This is a genomic window from Caulobacter flavus (genome assembly GCF_003722335.1).
GTDB lineage: Bacteria > Pseudomonadota > Alphaproteobacteria > Caulobacterales > Caulobacteraceae > Caulobacter > Caulobacter flavus.
Genome location: NZ_CP026100.1, coordinates 607,781 through 624,531, shown reverse-complemented (window position 1 = coordinate 624,531; position 16,751 = coordinate 607,781). Strand labels below are relative to the sequence as shown.

Here is a 16,751-nt window from a genome sequence, read left to right as displayed (position 1 = left end):
CCTCAGTCGCTCCGCGACAGCTCCCCCAGAGGGGGAGCATCTTGTTGGCGCGGCGCTGGTAGATCCTCCCCCTCTGGGGGAGGTGGCCCGGAGGGCCGGAGGGGGTTACCCCAGCGCCGCCTCGATCAGCCGCGGTCCCTTGCCCGCCATCGCCCGCGCGAACGCCGCGTCGAAGGCTTCGGCGGTGTCGACGCGTTCGGCCGGCACGCCCAGGCCCTGCGACACCGCCACCCAGTCGATGCGCGGATCGCCGATGTCCAGCAGCCGGCTTGCCGCCGGTCCGGCCGCGCCGGCGCCCGTGCGCCCCAGCTCGATGCCGAGGATGCGGTAGACGTGGTTGGCGAAGACCACGGTGACGACGTCGAGCCGCTCGCGGGCGATCGTCCACAGGCCCTGCACGGTGTACATGCCCGCCCCGTCGCCGGTCAGGGCCAGGACCTTGGCGTCCGGCCTCGCCACCGCCGCGCCGATGGCCAGCGGGATGCCCTGGCCGATGGCGCCGCCGGTCAGCGACAGCCAGTCGTGGGCGCGGGCCGCGCGGGTCTGGGTGAAGATCGGCAGGCCGGCGGTCACCGCGTCGTCCGAGATGATCGCGCCCTCCGGCATGTGGCGGGCGACAGCCGCGCCGATGGCCCAGGCGTCCAGCTTGCCGGCCGGCGCGGGCGGCGGAGCATAGTGTTCGACGGGACCGGCGGCGGGCGCCTCCAGGGCGTCGGCCAGGGCGTTCAGCGCCGCCGCGGCGTCGACCGCGCGGCCGCACAGGGTCTCCAGCCCGCAATGCTCGGGCACGAGCACGCTGGGGCGGTCGGGATAGGCGAAGAACGCGACCGGCCGCTCGGTGGCGACCAGCACCATCAGGTCGGCGCCGTCGAGGTCCTTCAGGGCCTGCTCGCCGAAATAGGGCAGCTTGTCGGGGCGGAAGCGGCCCTCGCCGCGCGCCTGGCGGGCGGTGAAGGTGTCGGTCAGCACCCGCACCCCCAGGGCCGCCAGGCGGCCGGCGGCGGCGATCCCGTCCTCGCGGCAGGCGCCCGAGCCCAGCAGCAGCACCGGCGCCTTGGCCGCCCTGACCGCGTGGGCGACGGCGGCGACCGTCTCGGCGTCGGGCGCGGCCGGCGCGGGGATCGTCGCGGTCCCGCCGTGCACGCTGGCCTCGTTCCACGCCGCGTCGGCCGGCAGGATCAGGCAGGCGTTCCCGCCGGGCGTTCCATAGGACGCGGTGATGGCTTCGGCGGCCAGCGGCCCGACGCTGTCGGCGCATTCGGCCGACTTCACCCACAGCGAGTTGGGCGCGGCCAGGGCGGCGATGTCGCTGTTGAGCGGCGCGTCGAAGCCACGGTGATAGGTGGCGTGGTCGCCCACCACGTTGACGATCGGGGTGAAGGCCCGGCGGGCGTTGTGCAGGTTGGCCGCGCCGTTGGCGTAGCCCGGGCCCAGGTGCAGCAGGGTGCAGGCCGGCTTGCCGGCGATCCGGCCGTAGCCGTCGGCCGCCCCCGTCGCCACGCCCTCGAACAGGCACAGGATCGAGCGCATGCGCGGCTCGCGGTCCAGGGCCGAGACGAACTGCATCTCGCTGGTGCCCGGATTGGCGAAGCAGGCGGTGACGCCGTTGTCGGCCAGGGTGGTGATCAGGGCGTCGGCGCCGTTCATGGTTTTCTTCCCTAACTTCAGATGCTCCCCTTTCGGGGGAGCTGTCGCGGAGCGACCGAGGAGGCTGCCGAAGGCGGTGCTCCCCCTCCGGCCCTCCGGGCCACCTCCCCCGGATGGGGGAGGATCGCCTTGCCCTAGGCAAACACCATCACGTCCCCATCCGGCGCCGCCGCGAACAGGCGCTCCAGCTCGAGCGGCCGGCGTTCGCGGGCCAGGGCCTGGTTGATATAGCCCTTGTCGGTCAGCTCGCCGCTGGCCGCGTCGGGCGCGCCGGTCAGGATCAGGGCGCGGGCGACCTTGCCCGTTCCGCCCTTGGCCTGGGCGTTGAAGCGTTCCAGCCCCGAGCGCACCGCCGCCCGCGCGGCGTCCGGTCCGCCCAGGCGCTCGCAGGTCTTCGGCTCGAGAAACAGCATCAGGCCGACGCCGTCGCGGCCCTCGCCGCAGACCACGGCGTCGGACGCCGCCCCGCCGATGGCCGAGATCGCCGCCACCCGCAGGGCGCCGGCCGCGACGAAGGCCCCGCTGGCCAGCTTGAAGTTCTCGACGAGACGCCCGTCGAAGACGAGGCCGGCGGCCGGATCCTCCGGATCGGCCAGCCGCGCCGCGTCGCCCAGGCGATAGAAGCCGTCCTCGTCGAAGGCCTCGCGGGTGGCGTCGGGCTGGTCGAGATAGCCGGGCGAGACCTGCGGGCCCCTGACCCGGATCTCCAGCTTCTCGCCGGCGGGCACGAGCTTCACCGCCGTGCCGGGCGTGGGCAGGCCGACCATGCCCGAGCGGGCGTTCAGCCAGTGGATGTTGCAGGCCGTCGGCCCGGTCTCGGTGGCGCCGTAGCCGGCCGCGAAGGTGATGCGCTCGCCGGTGACCGCCAGGGCCACGGCCTGCACCCGGTCGAGGATCGACTGGGCCATCGACGCGCCGCCGTACTGCAGCACCCGGACGCGCGCGAAGAAGGTCCGCGCCAACGCCGGGTCGCGCTCCAGTTCGCCGACCAGCAGGCCCCAGCCGGCCGGCACCATGTTGTGATAGGTCGGCGAGACCTCGTGCAGGTTGCGCAGGGTCTCGGCAAAGCGCCCGGGCACGGGCTGGCCGGCGTCGATGTGCAGCGTGCCGCCCCTGTGCAGCACCATGTGCAGGATCGCGTTGGCCCCCAGGCTGTGGCTCCAGGGCGCGGAATTGACCAGCACCGGCGGCTCGGGATCTGCGTAGCAGGCTTCGATCTGGGCGGCGTTCAGCGCGATGTTGGCGTGGGTGCAGATCACCGCCTTGGGCCGCCCGGTCGAGCCGGAGGTCAGCAGCAGCTTGGCGACGTCGTCGGGCGCGGCGACGTCGGCGGCCGGCGGGCTGGACAGCAGCGCCTCGAACGGCTGGTCGCCGGGGCGCGGGTCGCGGCTGGCGACGACGGGCAGGCCGTCCAGGCAGTCGTGGTCGAGGGCCTGCGCGAAGGCGGCCGCGTCGTCGACATAGACCGCCGCCGGCCGCAACCGCTCCACCGCGTGGGCCAGGCGCGAGAGATCCGCGCCCGACAGGCCGTACTGCGGCGACACCGGCGCGGCCGGCGCGCCCAGGCTCATGGCGGCGTAGGCGATCAAGGCGTGGTCGACGCCGTTGCGGGCGAGGATCAGCAGCGGCTTGCCGCGCGACAGGCCCAGCGCCGACAGACCGCCGGCCAGGGCGGCGACGCGCGTCGCGGCCTGGCCGTACGTGACCGTGCGCCAGCCGTCCTGGCCCTCGATCCGCTCGGCCAGCCACACGCGGTCCGGCGTCTGCGCCGCCCAGCGGGCCAGGGGAGCGGTGACGGTCCGCATCGCGTCGGAATAGGGCATGGGGTTGCGCAGGATCAGCGCATCGCCGCGACGTTCGACCTCCAGGGCGCGCGGGGCGTAGCGGGCGTCGCGGAAAGGGGCGTCGTCGAGGGATTCCATCTCCCTGTTATGTCCCGCCGCAAACGCCCGTTCAATCCTCGCCGAGCGACGTTCGGCGGCGGGCCAGCCACAGACGTTCGGCCGGGGCGGGATCCAGGGCCAGGGCGCGGTCGTAGGCGGCGCGGGCCTCGGCGGGCCGCTGCAGCCGGGCCAGCAGGTCGGCGCGCACGGCGTGGAACGGCCCGAAGGCCTCCAGCCGTGCCGCGTCCAGGCGATCGAGTTCGGCCATCGCGGCTCCCGGCCCGGCGACCTCGGCCAGGGCGACGGCGCGGTTGAGGCGCACCACCGGATCGTCGCGGAAGGCCAGCAGGCCGTCGTACAGCGCCAGCACCGCGCGCCAGCGCGGCGGCTCGGCCAGGCTCCCGCGCCGGCTCCACACCGCATGCAGCGCGGCCTGCAGCTGGCGCGGGCCCGAACGGTCGAGGGCGGCGGCGCGGCGCAGCAGCGCCTCGCCCTGCGCGATCAGCGGCGCGCGCCACAGGGCCGGGTCCTGCTCGGACAGCGGAACCATCGCGCCGGTCTCGTCCAGGCGGGCGGGCCGACGGGCCTCGGCGAAGCGGACCAGGGCGGCCAGGCCAAGGCATTCCGGTTCGTCCGGCAGCAGGTCGGCGAGCACGGCGGTCAGGTCCAGCATCTCGCGGGCGTAGCCGGCGTGGGCGCTGGCCCCGGCGGCGTCTTCGTGGGCCTTGGCGTAGGCCACCTCCAGGGTCGACAGCACCGCGCCCAGCCGCTCGGGCCAGGCCTGGGGGCCGGGGATCTCGAAGGCTACGCCGGCCTGGGCGATCTTGCGCTTGGCCCGCGTCAGGCGCTGGAGCATCGCCGTCTCGCTGACCAGGAAGGCGCGGGCGATCTCGGCGGTCGACAGGCCGCAGACCAGTCGCAGGGTCAGCGCCGCCCGCGCCTCGGCGGCGACGGCCGGGTGGCAGCAGACGAAGATCAGCCGCAGCCGCTCGTCGGGGATCGCCGCCTCGTCGGAGGCCATGATCTCCTCCACGCTGGGGCGAGGCTCGGGCGCGTCGGGCGCCAGCCGGCCGCGGACCACGCGCTTGCGCAGGACGTCGAGCACGCACCGGCGGGCGGTCGCGTACAGCCAGGCGGCCGGATCGCGGGGCGCGCCGTCCCTGGGCCAGGCGGCGGCGGCGCGAGCGCAGGCTTCGGCGAAACCGTCCTCGGCCAGGTCGAGGTCGCGGAACGCGGCGGCCAGGGCGGCGATGATCCGCCCGCCGGACCGCCGCGCCGCCTGGTCAAGCGCGAGGTTCACGCCGCCTCGGCCAGGGGGCGCACCTCGACCGCGCCGTCGCCCAGCGGCAGGCGGCGGGCCCAGGCCAGGGCGGTGTCCAGGTCGCGGGCCTCGATCAGGTAAAGGCCGGCCAGCGGCTCGCCCGTCTCGGCGTGCGGGCCGTCGTGCAGGGGGCTGTCCCGCCGCAGGGTGGTGGCGGTGTCGGGACGCTTCAGCGCCGCCTGCCCCCGCAGGATCCCGGCCGTCGCCAGGGCGGCGGCGAAGGTCCTGCGCACCGGCGCCAGCGAGGACGAGGCGGCTTCGTCCTCGTAGATCAGCAGGACATAGCGCACGGCCTAGCCGCAGTTCTCGCCCGTCGGGCGGATCTCGATCTTGCCGCTCGGCGACAGCGGGATCCTGCGGGCCCAGTCGAGGGCGGCGTCGCGGTCGGCCACGTCGATCAGGTAGAAGCCGCCCAGCTGCTCGTGGGTCTCGGCGAAGGGGCCGTCGTGGACCACGCCGTCCTTGACCAGGGTCGAGGCCGTGGCCGTCGGCGCCAGCTCCGAACCCGTCCAGTCGACCCCGGCGGCTTCGAGGGCGTCGGTAAACGTCATGTGGCCGGCGATCACGTCGGCCAGCAGGGCCTGACCCGCCTCGCCGGCGTAGTGGGCCTCGTTTTCGTAGATCAGCAGCATGTACTTCATCGCGGCTCTCCGGTCGCTACGGCGCACCGCGCGCCGCCTTTCGAGGGAGAGACGCGCCGGCCGGACGCCATTCGACAGGCGCGGCGAAAAAAGTCGAGCCCGGCGAGCGCGCGGCGCCATTTACCCTTGGCTTCAATCTGCATAATCTCCCGCAAAGATTGTGCCTTGGGGGAGGCGAACATGATCCGGCTGGCGGTATTCTGCGACGGCACCTGGAACGGGCTGCAGATGCAGAACCTGACGAACGTCGCGCGGCTGGCGCGCTCGGTGGTGCGTGATCCGCCCGACGGCGTGCCGCAGCTGGTCTATTACGACGAGGGCGTGGGCACCGCGACCGGCGTCAGCCGCACCAGCGACCGCCTGGAGGCGATCCTCGGCGGGGCCTTCGGGGCCGGCCTCGACCGCAAGATCGAGCAGGCCTACCGCTTCATCGTCCTGAACTACAAGGAGCCGGACGACGAGATCTTCATCTTCGGCTTCAGCCGCGGCGCTTACACCGCCCGCAGCCTGTGCGGCCTGATCCGCAAGTGCGGCATCCTGCGGCCCGAGCACCTGCAGCGGGTGCCCCAGGCGATGCAGCTCTATCGCAACCGCAAGATCCATCCGGCGGGACCCGAGTGCCAGGAGTTCCGCGACCGCTATTCGCGGCGCGAGGTGGTGGGCAGCGAGGATCTGCGCCGCAAGGTCGGCGAGACCACCGTGTCGCGCCGCGCCGCCGGCGCGCCCGACGACGGCGAGGAATGCCTGCTGACCGACGAGGTGCGCCGCAAGCGGGCCGTCCGCATCCGCTATCTGGGGCTATGGGACACGGTGGGCTCGCTGGGCGTGCCCGACCGCTTCGTGCTGCTGTCGGCCTTCAACAAGCGCTTCCGCTTCCACGACACCGAGGCCTCCAAGCTCATCGAGAGTCTGCGCCACGCCATCGCCGCCGACGAGGACCGCCGCACCTTCAGCGCCGCGCCGTTCTCCAACATCCGCGACCTGAACATCACCGCCACCGACGAGCAGAACGCCGGGGTCAAGGCGCGCAACGAGCGGGCGGTCAAGGCCGGGCGGGCGCCCGCGCCCCTGGCCCAGGTCGTCGACCGGCGCGCGCCCGGCTACATCCCCTACGACCAGCGGCGCTACCAGCAGAAGTGGTTTCCGGGCGACCACGGGGCGGTCGGCGGCGGCAATTTCGAACTGGGCCTGTCCAGCGCCGCGCTGCTGTGGGTGGCCCAAGGCGCGCAGGCGGCGGGCCTGGCCTTCGACGACCGGCCCGAGGGCGAACTGGCCATGGCCGGCGACCTGGCCAATCCGCTGGTCGACTGGCGGATCGGGAGCAAGCCTGGAACCCTGCGGCCGGCCTGGGCCACGGACCTGCTGGGGATGATCGGCGGCTATCGCTCGCGCGCCGAGTCCATCGGTCGCGACGAGGTGCATCCGGGCGCGCGGCTGCGCTGGATGCGGATGGCGCACTACCGGCCCAAGGTGTTCTCGCCGTTCACCGGCGAGGTGCGGCTGGGCCCGCACCGCTATGTCGAGCTGGTGACCGGCCCGCCGTTCCGGCTGCTGTTCGTGCTGGCGCTGATCGCCGGCGCCCTGCTGCTGCTGTGGCTGCTGGGCGTGGTCGCGCACGAACTGCTGCGCCTGCTGCCGTTCGGCATCGGCGGCCCGGCGGCCGACGTCCTGGCGGGCGCCGGCGCCTGGGTGCGCGGCCTGTTCGGCCGCTAGGGTGTGGACTCAATTGAGCGGGATATCGGATCCAAGAAATTCAATCATTGATCACTCGTCATCCCGGAAAGCGCGAAGCGCTTATCCGGGACCCAGGGGGTGGCGCAATGCAGGTGGCCCCCTGGGTCCCGGCTCTACGGTCCGCTACGCGGCCCTTCGGCCGGGATGACGAGCAGAACCGTTCGCGCAATTGAGTACGGACCCTAGGGCTAGCGGGCCAGGGTTTCCAGGAAGCGTACCGGCTCGCCGCGGCCCGGGGCGACGATCTCGTCGTCACGCATGACCACGATGCCGCGCACGATGGTCGCCACCGGCCAGGCCTTGGCCTCGAAGCCGTCGAACGGGGTCCAGCCGGCGCGGTTGGCCATCTGCTCGTGGGTGATGGTCTTGCTGGCCTTCATGTCGACGATGGTGAAGTCGGCGTCGAAGCCTTCGGCCAGGCGGCCCTTGTCGGCCAGGCCGAACACGCGGTTCACGCCGTGGCTGGTCAGGTCGACGAAGCGCTCGAGCGACAGCTTGCCGTCGACCACGTGGGTCAGCATGACGGGCACCAGCGTCTGGACGCCCGGCATGCCCGACGGCGAGGCCGGATAGGGGCGGGCCTTCTCCTCGCGCGTGTGAGGGGCGTGGTCGCTGCCCAGCACGTCGGCGATGCCGGCCTCGATGCCGCGCCAGACGCCGGCCACGTGATAGGCGTCGCGGATCGGCGGGTTCATCTGGGCGAAGCCCTTCAGCCGCTCGTAGGCCTCGGGCGCGACCAGGGTCAGGTGCTGGGGCGTGACCTCGACGCTGGCGACGTCCTTGTTCTGGGCCAGGAAGTCGATCTCTTCCTTGGTGGTCACGTGCAGCACGTGGATGCGCTTGCCCAGGTTCTTGGCGATGCGCACCAGGCGGTGGGTCGACTGCAGGGCGGCCTGGGCGTCGCGCACCTCGGGGTGGCTGGTCCAGTCGCCGGGACGGGCCAGCGAGCGGCGCTCGGCCAGGCGGTACTCGTCCTCCGAGTGGAAGGCCGCGCGACGGTTGACGTGCCGCAGCACGTTCTCGACGCCCTCGTCGTCCTGCACCAGCAGCGAGCCGGTCGAGGCGCCCATGAACACCTTGATGCCGCAGCAGCCGGGCAGGCGCTCCAGCTCGCCCAGGAAGTTGGCGTTCTCGTGCGTGCCGCCGACATAGAAGGCGTGGTCGGTGTGCATCCGGTTCCTGGCGCGGGCCAGCTTGTCGGCCAGGGCGTCCGGATCGGTCGTCGTCGGCTCGGTGTTGGGCATCTCGAACACGGCCACGACGCCGCCGAGGGCCGCGCCGCGCGAACCGCTCTCCAGGTCTTCCTTCCACTCCAGGCCCGGCTCGCGGAAGTGCACCTGGCTGTCGATCACGCCCGGCAGTACGGTCAGGCCCGTAGCGTCGAACACCTCGCCAGCGCTGGCCTGGGAAAGGTCGCCGATGGCGACGATCTTGCCGTTCCGCACGCCGACGTCGGTGATCCCGCGCCCGGCGTGGTTCACCACCTCGCCCCCACGGACGATCAGGTCGAAGGTCTGGGACATGGGCGCGCTCCTGCGGTGGTTTGGGGCGGTCTAGGTCCGCGCGGAGGCCTAGGCAACACGTTTCGTGTCGGCCGTTCAGCGTCCGGCGGAGGGGGGCAGGTCGAACGACACCCGGAACAGGCGGCCCGGGCGCGCCAGCTCGTAGGTGAAGGCCTGGTTGGTCAGGCCCAGCGACCAGACGTTGGTGTTGGAGACCGCGCGGTCCAGGCGGGTGAACAGGGCGCGTGACTCGGCGTCGACCGGGAAGCGCTGCAGGTCGGCGGTTCCGGCCTCGACCGTGTCGCCGCCGTAGCGCGACAGCTGGTCCTCGACGCCGTCGGCGTGGCGGTGGTCGTGTTTGAGGCGCAGGCGGCCGTCGTCCAGGCGGGTGACGACCCAGGTGCGCGAGCGGTCCTCGCCGACGCTGAACGGGATGCGGATCTCGCGGGCGTCGCACTGGGCCACGGTCATGACCAGCGCCGACTTGCGGAACGCCTCGTCGGATGCGTCGCCCTCGACGACCTTGCCCGTCAGGGTCTTGCCGCACAGGGCGGTCAGGCGGGCGAAGAACTGGTCGGCCGGAGCATTGTCGGCGGCCATGGCGGGCGCGGCGGCGAGGCTGAGCAGGGCGCACAGCGCCAGGACCGGCTTCATCGGATCAGGCCGAGGGGCTGGCTTCGTCGTCGTTGCGACGACGGCGGCGACGCGGCGAGACCTTGAGCTTGGGTTCGGCCTCGATGGCGCCTTCGGTCGCCGGGGCGCCGTCGCCCAGCGGCAGTTCGGGCGCGGCTTCGACGGCCGGAGCCGGGGTGGGAGTCGGGGCTTGCGGCGGAGCGGTTTCGACGGCGGGCTCCGGCTGCGGCGGCGCGACGACCACGGGTCCGCGCGCCTCGTTCAGCAGTTCGATCGCCGCCCGCACCACCTTGGCCACCGGCAGGTCGCTCATGTGGCGGATGGCCTGCGACAGGTCGGGGTCGACGGCCTTGAACTGGTCGAAGTCGCGCGGGCCGCGTACGGCGCGGGTCAGCGGGCCCCAGGGACCGTAGCGGCGCTCGTCCGACGGGCCGAACAGGCCGACGGTCGGCGTGCCGGCGGCGGCGGCGATGTGCATCAGGCCGCTGTCGTTGCCGATGAACAGGTCGGCGCGCTTCAAGGCGGCATAGGCGGTCAGCAGATCCACCTTGCCGGTCAGGTCGATGCAGCGGCCGCGCGCCGAGGCCATGCGCAGCTCCTCGACCATGCGGCCGTCTTCCGGACCGCCGAGGATCAAGAGACGCCCGCCCTCCAGCCGGCCGCCGGGGCCCAGCAGCTGGGCGGCGGTCTGGGTGAAGCGCTCGATCGGCCAGACCTTGCCGATCCAGTTGGCGGCCGGGCCCATGGCCAGGATCGGACCGGACGGCTCGCCGCCGCGCGGGGCCAGCATCTGGTCGGCCAGCGCCTGGACTTCCGGGGTGATGTAGAGGTGCGGGGCAGGGGGCTCGCCGTCGATCTTCAGCACGCGGGCGGTCTCGATCACCTTGTGGGCGATCTCGCCGGGGGTCTTCTTCCAGATCGCCCGTTTCTCGCGGCGCAGGAAAAGGGCGGTGGCGCTGCCCCGCAGGTCGACCACCAGGCCCCACTTCTTGTGGCGCACCTGGTTCCACAGCTTGAACCAGTGGCCCTTGCCCTTGCCCTTCTCCATTACGATCACCCGGTCCAGGCCGGGGACGTGGGCGAACAGCGGCGCGGCCAGCGGGCCGGCGACGATGGTGAAGCGGGCGTTGGGGATCTGGTCGGAGAGAAGCTTGATCAGGCCGGACGACAGCACGGCGTCGCCGATACGCGTGGCGGTGATGAAGAGAATCGGGAAGGCCCGCTGTGTCATCGGTCCATGTATAGGGTGAACCGGCTGTCAACGCATCCCGTTATCCCGCTTAAGCTTTCTTGAAGGACGGGTCTGGCGTCGGCGTCGCCTCGGCGCCACATGTGCGGCCATGACTCAGACGCGTCTCGCCCGCCTGTCCTCCCGCGCCGTCATCGCCGTCGCCGGCCCCGACTGGCGAAGCTTCCTTCAGGGCCTGCTGACCCAGGACGTCGACACCCTGGCGCCGGGAGAGCTGCGCTTTTCGGGCCTGCTGACCCCGCAGGGACGGCTGCTGTACGACCTGTTCGTGGCCGGGCTTCCGGACGGCGCGCTGCTGGACGTGGCGGCCGAGCACCGCGACACCATCGTCGCGCGCCTTTCCATGTACCGCCTGCGGGCCAAGGTGGAGATCGGCCCGCTCGAACTGGTGGTCGCCGCGGCGTTCGATCCGTCCGGCGCGCCGGTGAGCGGCGAGGGGCTCTACGCCGATCCGCGCCTGCCCGCCCTGGGCGCGCGGGTCTATGGGCCAGCCGCCGAGCCCGAAGCCGACGAGGCGGCCTACGAGGCCCATCGCCTGGCCCTGGGCGTGCCCGGCCCGGCCGACTGGCTCAGCGACAAGAATTATCCGATCGAGGCCGACTTCGATCTGCTCTCGGGCATCGACTTCAAGAAGGGCTGCTTCGTCGGCCAGGAAACCACCAGCCGCATGAAGCGGCGCGGCACGATCAAGAACCGCATGCTGCCGATCGTCTTCGACGGTCCCGCCCCGGCCTTCGGCGCCGAGGTGCTGGCCGGCGAGCTGCGGGCCGGCGAGGTGCTCAGCGGAAGCGACGGCCGCGCCATGGCCCTGTTGCGCCTCGACCGCATCGAGGGCGCCGACCTGACCGTCGACGGCCGCCCGGTGCGGGTGGACCGCCCGCACTGGGTTCCGGAAACTCCGGCGGCGAGCTGACCCGCCGCCGGAGTCTTGCGCCTTATCGGCAGCGGCCGTAGCGATCGGGCGAGGCGCCGGGACCGCCGCGCCAGCCGGGCGGGTTTTCCCAGTTGGTGCCGGGACCGCCGCGCGGACCGGGCGGGTTGTCGTCGCGGTCGAGCCAGCAACGACGGGCCTGGTTCCACCAACCGTGGGTCGGGTGCCAGTAGCCCCAGCGCGGGTTGTAGTAATAGCCGTGGCGGTAGTCGAAGCGGACCTTCTGGCCTTTCCAGCGATAGAAGCGGCGGTCGGGCGAGGCGCCTGGGCCGCCGCGCCAGCCGGGCGGGTTCTCCCAATTCGTGCCTGGCCCGCCGCGCGGGCCGGGAGGGTTGTCGTCGCGGTCGCGATGCTGGGCGAGGACGGGCGTCGTGGTCATGGTCGCGGTCGCCAGGGCGACCATGGCCAGGGTTCGAAAAGCGCGCATGGGCGGCTTCTCCTTGTCGTTGCGTCCCTCTGACCAGCCAAACGCGCGAGACCGCCGTTTCCGTCGCGCACGCCTGCGTGTTCATGAAAAGTTCTGGAGATCGGCGGCGGTTCTGCTAGCGTCGCCGCATGACTGAGATCCATCGCTGCACCTGGCGGGGCATGAACGGCGACCCGCTGTACGAGGCCTACCACGACACCGAGTGGGGCGTGCCCGAGTGGGACAGCCGCGCCCTATGGGAGAAGCTGGTGCTCGACGGCTTCCAGGCTGGGCTGTCGTGGATCACCATCCTGCGCAAGCGCGAGGCTTTCCGCGCCGCCTTCGCCGATTTCGACCCCGAGGTCGTGGCCCGGTTCGGCGAGGTCGACCGCGCCCGCCTGATGGCCGACGCGGGCATCATCCGCTCCAACGCCAAGATCGACGCGGCCATCAACGGCGCGCGCATCTATCTCGACATGCGCGAGCGCGGCGAGGACTTCTCGGCCTTCCTTTGGAACATCGTCGGCGACGCCCCGATCCAGAACGCCTTTACCGGCATGGGCGACGTCCCGGCCCAGACGCCGCTGGCGGTCGACATGGCCAAGGCCCTGAAGGCCAAGGGCTACAAGTTCTGCGGTCCGGTGATCGTCTACGCCTTCATGCAGGCGGTCGGCATGGTCAACGACCACTTCGTCACCTGCTTCCGCCACGACGAGTGCAAGGCGCTGGGCCACCGCCACTGAACCTCGCGACGCCAGAGCCGGACCGGGCCTTTGCTGGGCGGGCTCAACCGATCCGTGCTAGAGGGCAGACCGTAGCGTTCGGGGGCGTCGCGGCATGGAATGGGTGTTCATCGTCGGGCTGACGGTGTGGGTCGCGGTGCAGCACCAGTCGCTCGACATGGTGCGGCGGCGCCTGGACCGGGCGCTGGCCGAGCTGGATCTGCTGAAGGCGTCCATCGCGCGCCCCAAACCGCCTGAAATGCACGAAGCGCCGCGCGAGGCCCCCGCGCCGGCCGCGCCCCAGCCGGCCGTATCCGAACCGGTCCCGCCCGAGTCTCTCTCTCAAGCCCCGAGCCCGTCGCCCTTTGCGCCCGCGCCGAAGGCCGACGAGGTCCGGCCCTCGCCGACCGAGCCGCCCAGGCTCACCTCCGTTCCCGTGTCCGCGCCGCGTCCGGCAGTGGCGCGGCCGCTGATCACCCGCGAGGCGGCCTCGACCTGGCTGGCCGAGAACGGCCTGGCCTGGATCGGCGGCGGCGGACTGGCGCTGGGCGGCCTACTGCTGGTGGCCTACGCCGCCCAGAAGGGGATCTTCACCCCGCCGCTGCGCATCGCCGCCGCGGTGGTGCTGGGCGCGCTGATGGTGCTGGCCAGCGAATGGATCCTGCGCCGCAAGGCCGAGACGAGCCGCCACCTGCTGGCCGCCGCCATCGCCGCCGGGGCCGGGGCGGTCACCCTCTACGGCGCGGTCTGCGCCGCGCACGGCCTCTATCATCTGATCCCGTTCTGGCTGGCCGCCGTGCTGGCCGCGGCGGTGTCGCTGGGCCTGCTGGGCCTGGCGCTGCGGCATGGCGAGCCGCTGGCCCTGGTGGCCATGGCCGGCGCCGCCGCGACCCCGATCGTCACCGACATTTCGTCCTGGTCGCCGCTCGTCTTCGAGGCCTACGCCCTGCTGATCGGCGTCACCGGCTTCGTGCTGGCCGCCGGACGCCGCTGGGGCTGGACCAGTTTCGTCACTGCTCTCGGCGTGGCGCTGCTGAGCCTGCCGCCGCTGGCCGACCGCCAGCCCGGGGCCGCCGCCGTCCTGGTCGCCCTGGCCGCCGCCGGGCCGATGGCCGCGTTCTGGCGCCGTCGTCGGACCGGCGAGACCCCGGCCGAGGCGATGCGGCTGCGCCAGGCGTCCATGGCCGCGCTGTTCATGGTCAACCTGTTCGCCCTGGCGGTGTGGTTCGCCCCGCCGACCCCGGCCTCGGCGGCGGCAGGCGTGCTGAGCGCCGTCCTGCTGGGCCTGACCGCGCTGGCGATCGCCGCCCGCCTGGCCGAGCCGGGGCTGTTCGCGGCCCCGACCCTGGCCACGGTCTTCGCCGTCACGGCCTGCCTGTTGTTCCAGTCCAAAGGCGTGGGGATCGCCGCCCGACCGCCGTGGCTGCACCTGCTGCTGGCGCTGGCGCCGCTGACGGCCCTGCCAGCGGCGCTACGGCTGCCCGCGGCCAAGCGCACCCAGCTGCTGGCCATAGCCGCCGTCGCGACCGCCGTCGCCGCCAGCCTGGCCTGGCCGCTGCTGGACGAGGCCGGCTTCGCCCACGCCTGGACCCCGGCCGCCCTGCTGGGCGCGGGCATGCTGGGCCTTTCCGTCCTGATCGCCCGCCGGTGCGAGACGCCGTCGCGCGACCTGGGTCTGGGCCTCTGGCTGGGGGCGGCGGCCGAGATGGTGTTCCTGGCCGTGCACGCGGCGGTCGAGCCGCGCTTCGAGCCGGCCGCCTTCGCCGCCGCCGCCGTCGCCCTGGCCGCCGCCGCCCGCCGCCTGTCCTGGCGGGGCCTGGCCGAAACCAGCGTCGCGGCCGGCCTGTTGGCGCTGGTGGTCATGCTGCGTCCGGCCTTCATCGGCGAGGCCCTGGCGGGCCGCCTGCCGCTGGCGCTGATGGCGGCCGTGTCGGGCGCGGCCGCCGCGATCGCCTTCGTGGCCGCCTGGCTGCTGAAGGCCGCCGGGCGCCGCAACGAGGCCGAGTCCCAGGGCGCGGCGGCCCTGATGATCCTGCTGCTGGGTCTGTTCGTCGGCGTGCACGTGGTCGTGGTCGGCAAGCCCGGCGAGGGATCGGGCTTCCTCCTGGACGCCTCGCTGCGGACCCTGATCCTGCTGGCCGCCGGCCTGGTGCTGGTCCTGCGACGGCGGCCGGACGACGGCCCGGTCGCCCGCTGGCGCACCCTGATCGTGATCGGCGCGGGGCTGGCCCACGGCCTGCTGCTGCAGGGGCTGGTCGCCAATCCCTGGTGGGGGCTGGGCGAGGTTCCCGCAGGCCCGCCGCTCCTGAACACCCTGCTGCTGTCCTACCTGGCGCCGGCCATGCTGCTGGCGGTCGCGGCCTGGCGACGTCCGGTCGACGCCGCCGGGCGCGGCTGGGTGGTCGGGGCCGCGGCCTTCGGCCTTCTGTGGGCGGTCCTGGCCCTGCGGCACGGGATCCACGGACCGGCCATGGGCGAGGCCGGGATCGGACGGGGCGAGATCGCCGGCTATGCGGTGCTGGCCCTGGCGACTGCCCGAGGCTTCCTCGACCCGCGCCTGGCCGCGCGGCCGGAGGCCAGCTGGCTGGCGCGCGCCGCGCCGACCGTCGGCTGGATCGCCGTCGCGTCCGCCGTGCTGGTGTTCGGGTTCATAGCCAATCCCTGGTGGGGTCCGGAGCAGGCGCTGCTGTCGCCCCTGGTCGCGGCCGTGCTGCTGGCCCTGGCCCATGGCGCGGGCGCGGCCTTGCTGCTGGAGCTTGGCCGCCGCGACGACCGCTTCGGAACGACGGCGCGGGCCTGCGCGATCGGCGTGCTGTTCGTGCTGGTCGGCCTGGTCGTGCGCTACGGCTTCCACGGCCCGGCCATGGGCGCCTCGATGGGCAGCGGCGGACTGGAGACCTGGGCCTTCTCGGCGGTTTGGGCCGTATTCGGCCTGGTGGTGCTGAGCTTGGGCTCGGCCCGCAAAGACGCGGTGCTGCGCTGGGCGGGCCTGGCGGTGCTGCTGCTGACCGCCGGCAAGGTGCTGCTGGTCGACCTGGCGCGGCTGGACGGCGTCGTGCGCGCGGCCTCGTTCCTGGCCGTCGGCGCGCTGCTGCTGGGCGGGGCGGTGCTGGTGCGCCGCCTCAACGCCCGGACGGCGAAGGCGCAGGCGTCGTCGCCGCCCGCCGCTGACTGACCCGCACCCAGTCGACCTCCATGACGGCGGGCAGGGCGGTCTCGTCGACGCCGCCGGCGTTGGCGCTTTCGGGCCAGCGGCCGCCGAAGGCGAGGTTGAGGATCAGGTGGAAGGGCTGGTCGAACGGATCGGCGGCGCCGGCCGCCTGGTCGGGACGCTTCCAGTCGGCGGCCGCGGCCCGGGCGAAGGGCTGGCCGTCCACCGACCAGACGATCGCCTCGGGCGACCAGTCCACCGCATAGACGTGGAAGCCGTCGGCCGAGGCCGGCATCGCCGTCGAGCGACTGACCTGGCCGTGGGCGCCGGCCGCGTCGGCGGCGAAGTGGATCGTGCCGAAGATCCGGTTCTCGCGGCCGCCCTCGCAGCCGGGGCAGGGCGCGCCCAGGTTCACCGTCTCCAGGATGTCGATCTCGCCCGAGCGCGGCCAGGCGCCGTAGGCGTCGTGCTCGGGCATCATCCAGATCGCCGGCCACACGCCCTGGCCGCCAGGAACGCGGGCCCGGGCCTCGACCCGGCCGTAGCGCCAGCTGGCCTTGCCCCGCGTGAGGACCTTGCCCGAGGCGTAGTCGCCGGTCCTGGTCCCGGCCGACGGCCCGACCCAGGGATCGGCCAGGCCCGTGACCTTGCGCCTGACGGCCGTGATCTTCAGCAGGCCGCCGCCGACCGAGACGATGTCGGGGCTATCGACATAGCACTGGCGCTCGTCGTTGCCGCCGCCGCCGCAGTCGACGGCGTGCGACCACTTGGCCGGATCCAGCCGGTCGCCGTCGAACTCGTCGGCCCAGACCTGCGTCCAGGGACCAGGCTCGGCCGCCTGGCCGGCCGGCGCCGACAGGGCGAGGGCTGCAAGGCCCAGGGCGCGTGCGATCATGGCGGCCTCCCGTTCCGCAGTGCCGGACAGGTCCGT

At 73.2% G+C, this 16,751-nt stretch carries 14 protein-coding genes; 4 read left to right on the top strand and 10 right to left on the bottom strand.

What is annotated here, in order from left to right:
- Window positions 1–105 precede the first annotated feature (105 nt).
- The 5 genes from C1707_RS02985 to C1707_RS02965 form a co-directional block, all read right to left on the bottom strand.
- Entirely contained in the window at window positions 106–1,647 is a 1,542-nt protein-coding gene (locus C1707_RS02985) for an acetolactate synthase large subunit (RefSeq protein WP_101711587.1), read from the bottom strand.
- A gap of 134 nt (window positions 1,648–1,781) precedes the next feature.
- Complete coding sequence (locus tag C1707_RS02980; RefSeq protein WP_101711588.1) at window positions 1,782–3,569, bottom strand: feruloyl-CoA synthase; 1,788 nt, start codon at window positions 3,567–3,569, stop codon at window positions 1,782–1,784.
- Between the two features lie 31 nt (window positions 3,570–3,600).
- Window positions 3,601–4,830, bottom strand: coding sequence for an RNA polymerase sigma factor (locus C1707_RS02975; RefSeq protein WP_101711589.1), 1,230 nt, complete (start codon window positions 4,828–4,830; stop codon window positions 3,601–3,603).
- Entirely contained in the window at window positions 4,827–5,141 is a 315-nt protein-coding gene (locus tag C1707_RS02970) for a YciI family protein (protein ID WP_101711590.1), read from the bottom strand. The genes C1707_RS02975 and C1707_RS02970 overlap by 4 nt, the downstream gene beginning before the upstream one ends.
- A gap of 3 nt (window positions 5,142–5,144) precedes the next feature.
- Window positions 5,145–5,492 carry a YciI family protein gene (locus C1707_RS02965; protein ID WP_101711591.1) on the bottom strand — a complete coding sequence of 116 codons (348 nt, stop codon included), beginning with the start codon at window positions 5,490–5,492 and terminating at the stop codon, window positions 5,145–5,147.
- Between the two features lie 180 nt (window positions 5,493–5,672).
- On the opposite strand from C1707_RS02965, the gene C1707_RS02960 reads away from it, so the two are divergent.
- Window positions 5,673–7,205, top strand: coding sequence for a DUF2235 domain-containing protein (locus C1707_RS02960; protein ID WP_101711592.1), 1,533 nt, complete (start codon window positions 5,673–5,675; stop codon window positions 7,203–7,205).
- Window positions 7,206–7,414: 209 nt separating this feature from the next.
- Here C1707_RS02960 and C1707_RS02955 read toward each other — a convergent pair whose 3' ends face one another.
- The 3 genes from C1707_RS02955 to C1707_RS02945 form a co-directional block, all read right to left on the bottom strand.
- Entirely contained in the window at window positions 7,415–8,749 is a 1,335-nt protein-coding gene (locus tag C1707_RS02955) for a dihydroorotase (RefSeq protein WP_101711593.1), read from the bottom strand.
- A 75-nt stretch (window positions 8,750–8,824) separates the two neighbouring features.
- Window positions 8,825–9,382, bottom strand: a complete 558-nt coding sequence (locus C1707_RS02950) for a hypothetical protein (protein WP_101711594.1) — start codon at window positions 9,380–9,382, stop codon at window positions 8,825–8,827.
- Between the two features lie 4 nt (window positions 9,383–9,386).
- Window positions 9,387–10,592 (bottom strand): glycosyltransferase family 9 protein, encoded by a 1,206-nt coding sequence (locus C1707_RS02945; protein WP_101711595.1) that lies wholly within the window; start codon window positions 10,590–10,592, stop codon window positions 9,387–9,389.
- A gap of 109 nt (window positions 10,593–10,701) precedes the next feature.
- Between C1707_RS02945 and ygfZ the strand changes: the two genes are divergently transcribed.
- Window positions 10,702–11,523 carry a CAF17-like 4Fe-4S cluster assembly/insertion protein YgfZ gene (gene ygfZ, locus C1707_RS02940; RefSeq protein ID WP_101711596.1) on the top strand — a complete coding sequence of 274 codons (822 nt, stop codon included), beginning with the start codon at window positions 10,702–10,704 and terminating at the stop codon, window positions 11,521–11,523.
- A 22-nt stretch (window positions 11,524–11,545) separates the two neighbouring features.
- On the opposite strand, the gene C1707_RS02935 is transcribed toward ygfZ, so the two are convergent.
- On the bottom strand, window positions 11,546–11,968 hold the full coding sequence (locus C1707_RS02935) for a hypothetical protein (RefSeq protein ID WP_101711597.1): 423 nt from the start codon (window positions 11,966–11,968) through the stop codon (window positions 11,546–11,548).
- Window positions 11,969–12,096: 128 nt separating this feature from the next.
- Between C1707_RS02935 and C1707_RS02930 the strand changes: the two genes are divergently transcribed.
- Window positions 12,097–12,690, top strand: a complete 594-nt coding sequence (locus C1707_RS02930; protein ID WP_101711598.1) for a DNA-3-methyladenine glycosylase I — start codon at window positions 12,097–12,099, stop codon at window positions 12,688–12,690.
- Window positions 12,691–12,784: 94 nt separating this feature from the next.
- On the top strand, window positions 12,785–15,844 hold the full coding sequence (locus C1707_RS02920; RefSeq protein ID WP_145998299.1) for a DUF2339 domain-containing protein: 3,060 nt from the start codon (window positions 12,785–12,787) through the stop codon (window positions 15,842–15,844).
- On the opposite strand, the gene C1707_RS02915 is transcribed toward C1707_RS02920, so the two are convergent.
- Entirely contained in the window at window positions 15,792–16,715 is a 924-nt protein-coding gene (locus C1707_RS02915; RefSeq protein ID WP_101711601.1) for a glycoside hydrolase family 16 protein, read from the bottom strand. The genes C1707_RS02920 and C1707_RS02915 overlap by 53 nt on opposite strands.
- Window positions 16,716–16,751: the final 36 nt, after the last annotated feature.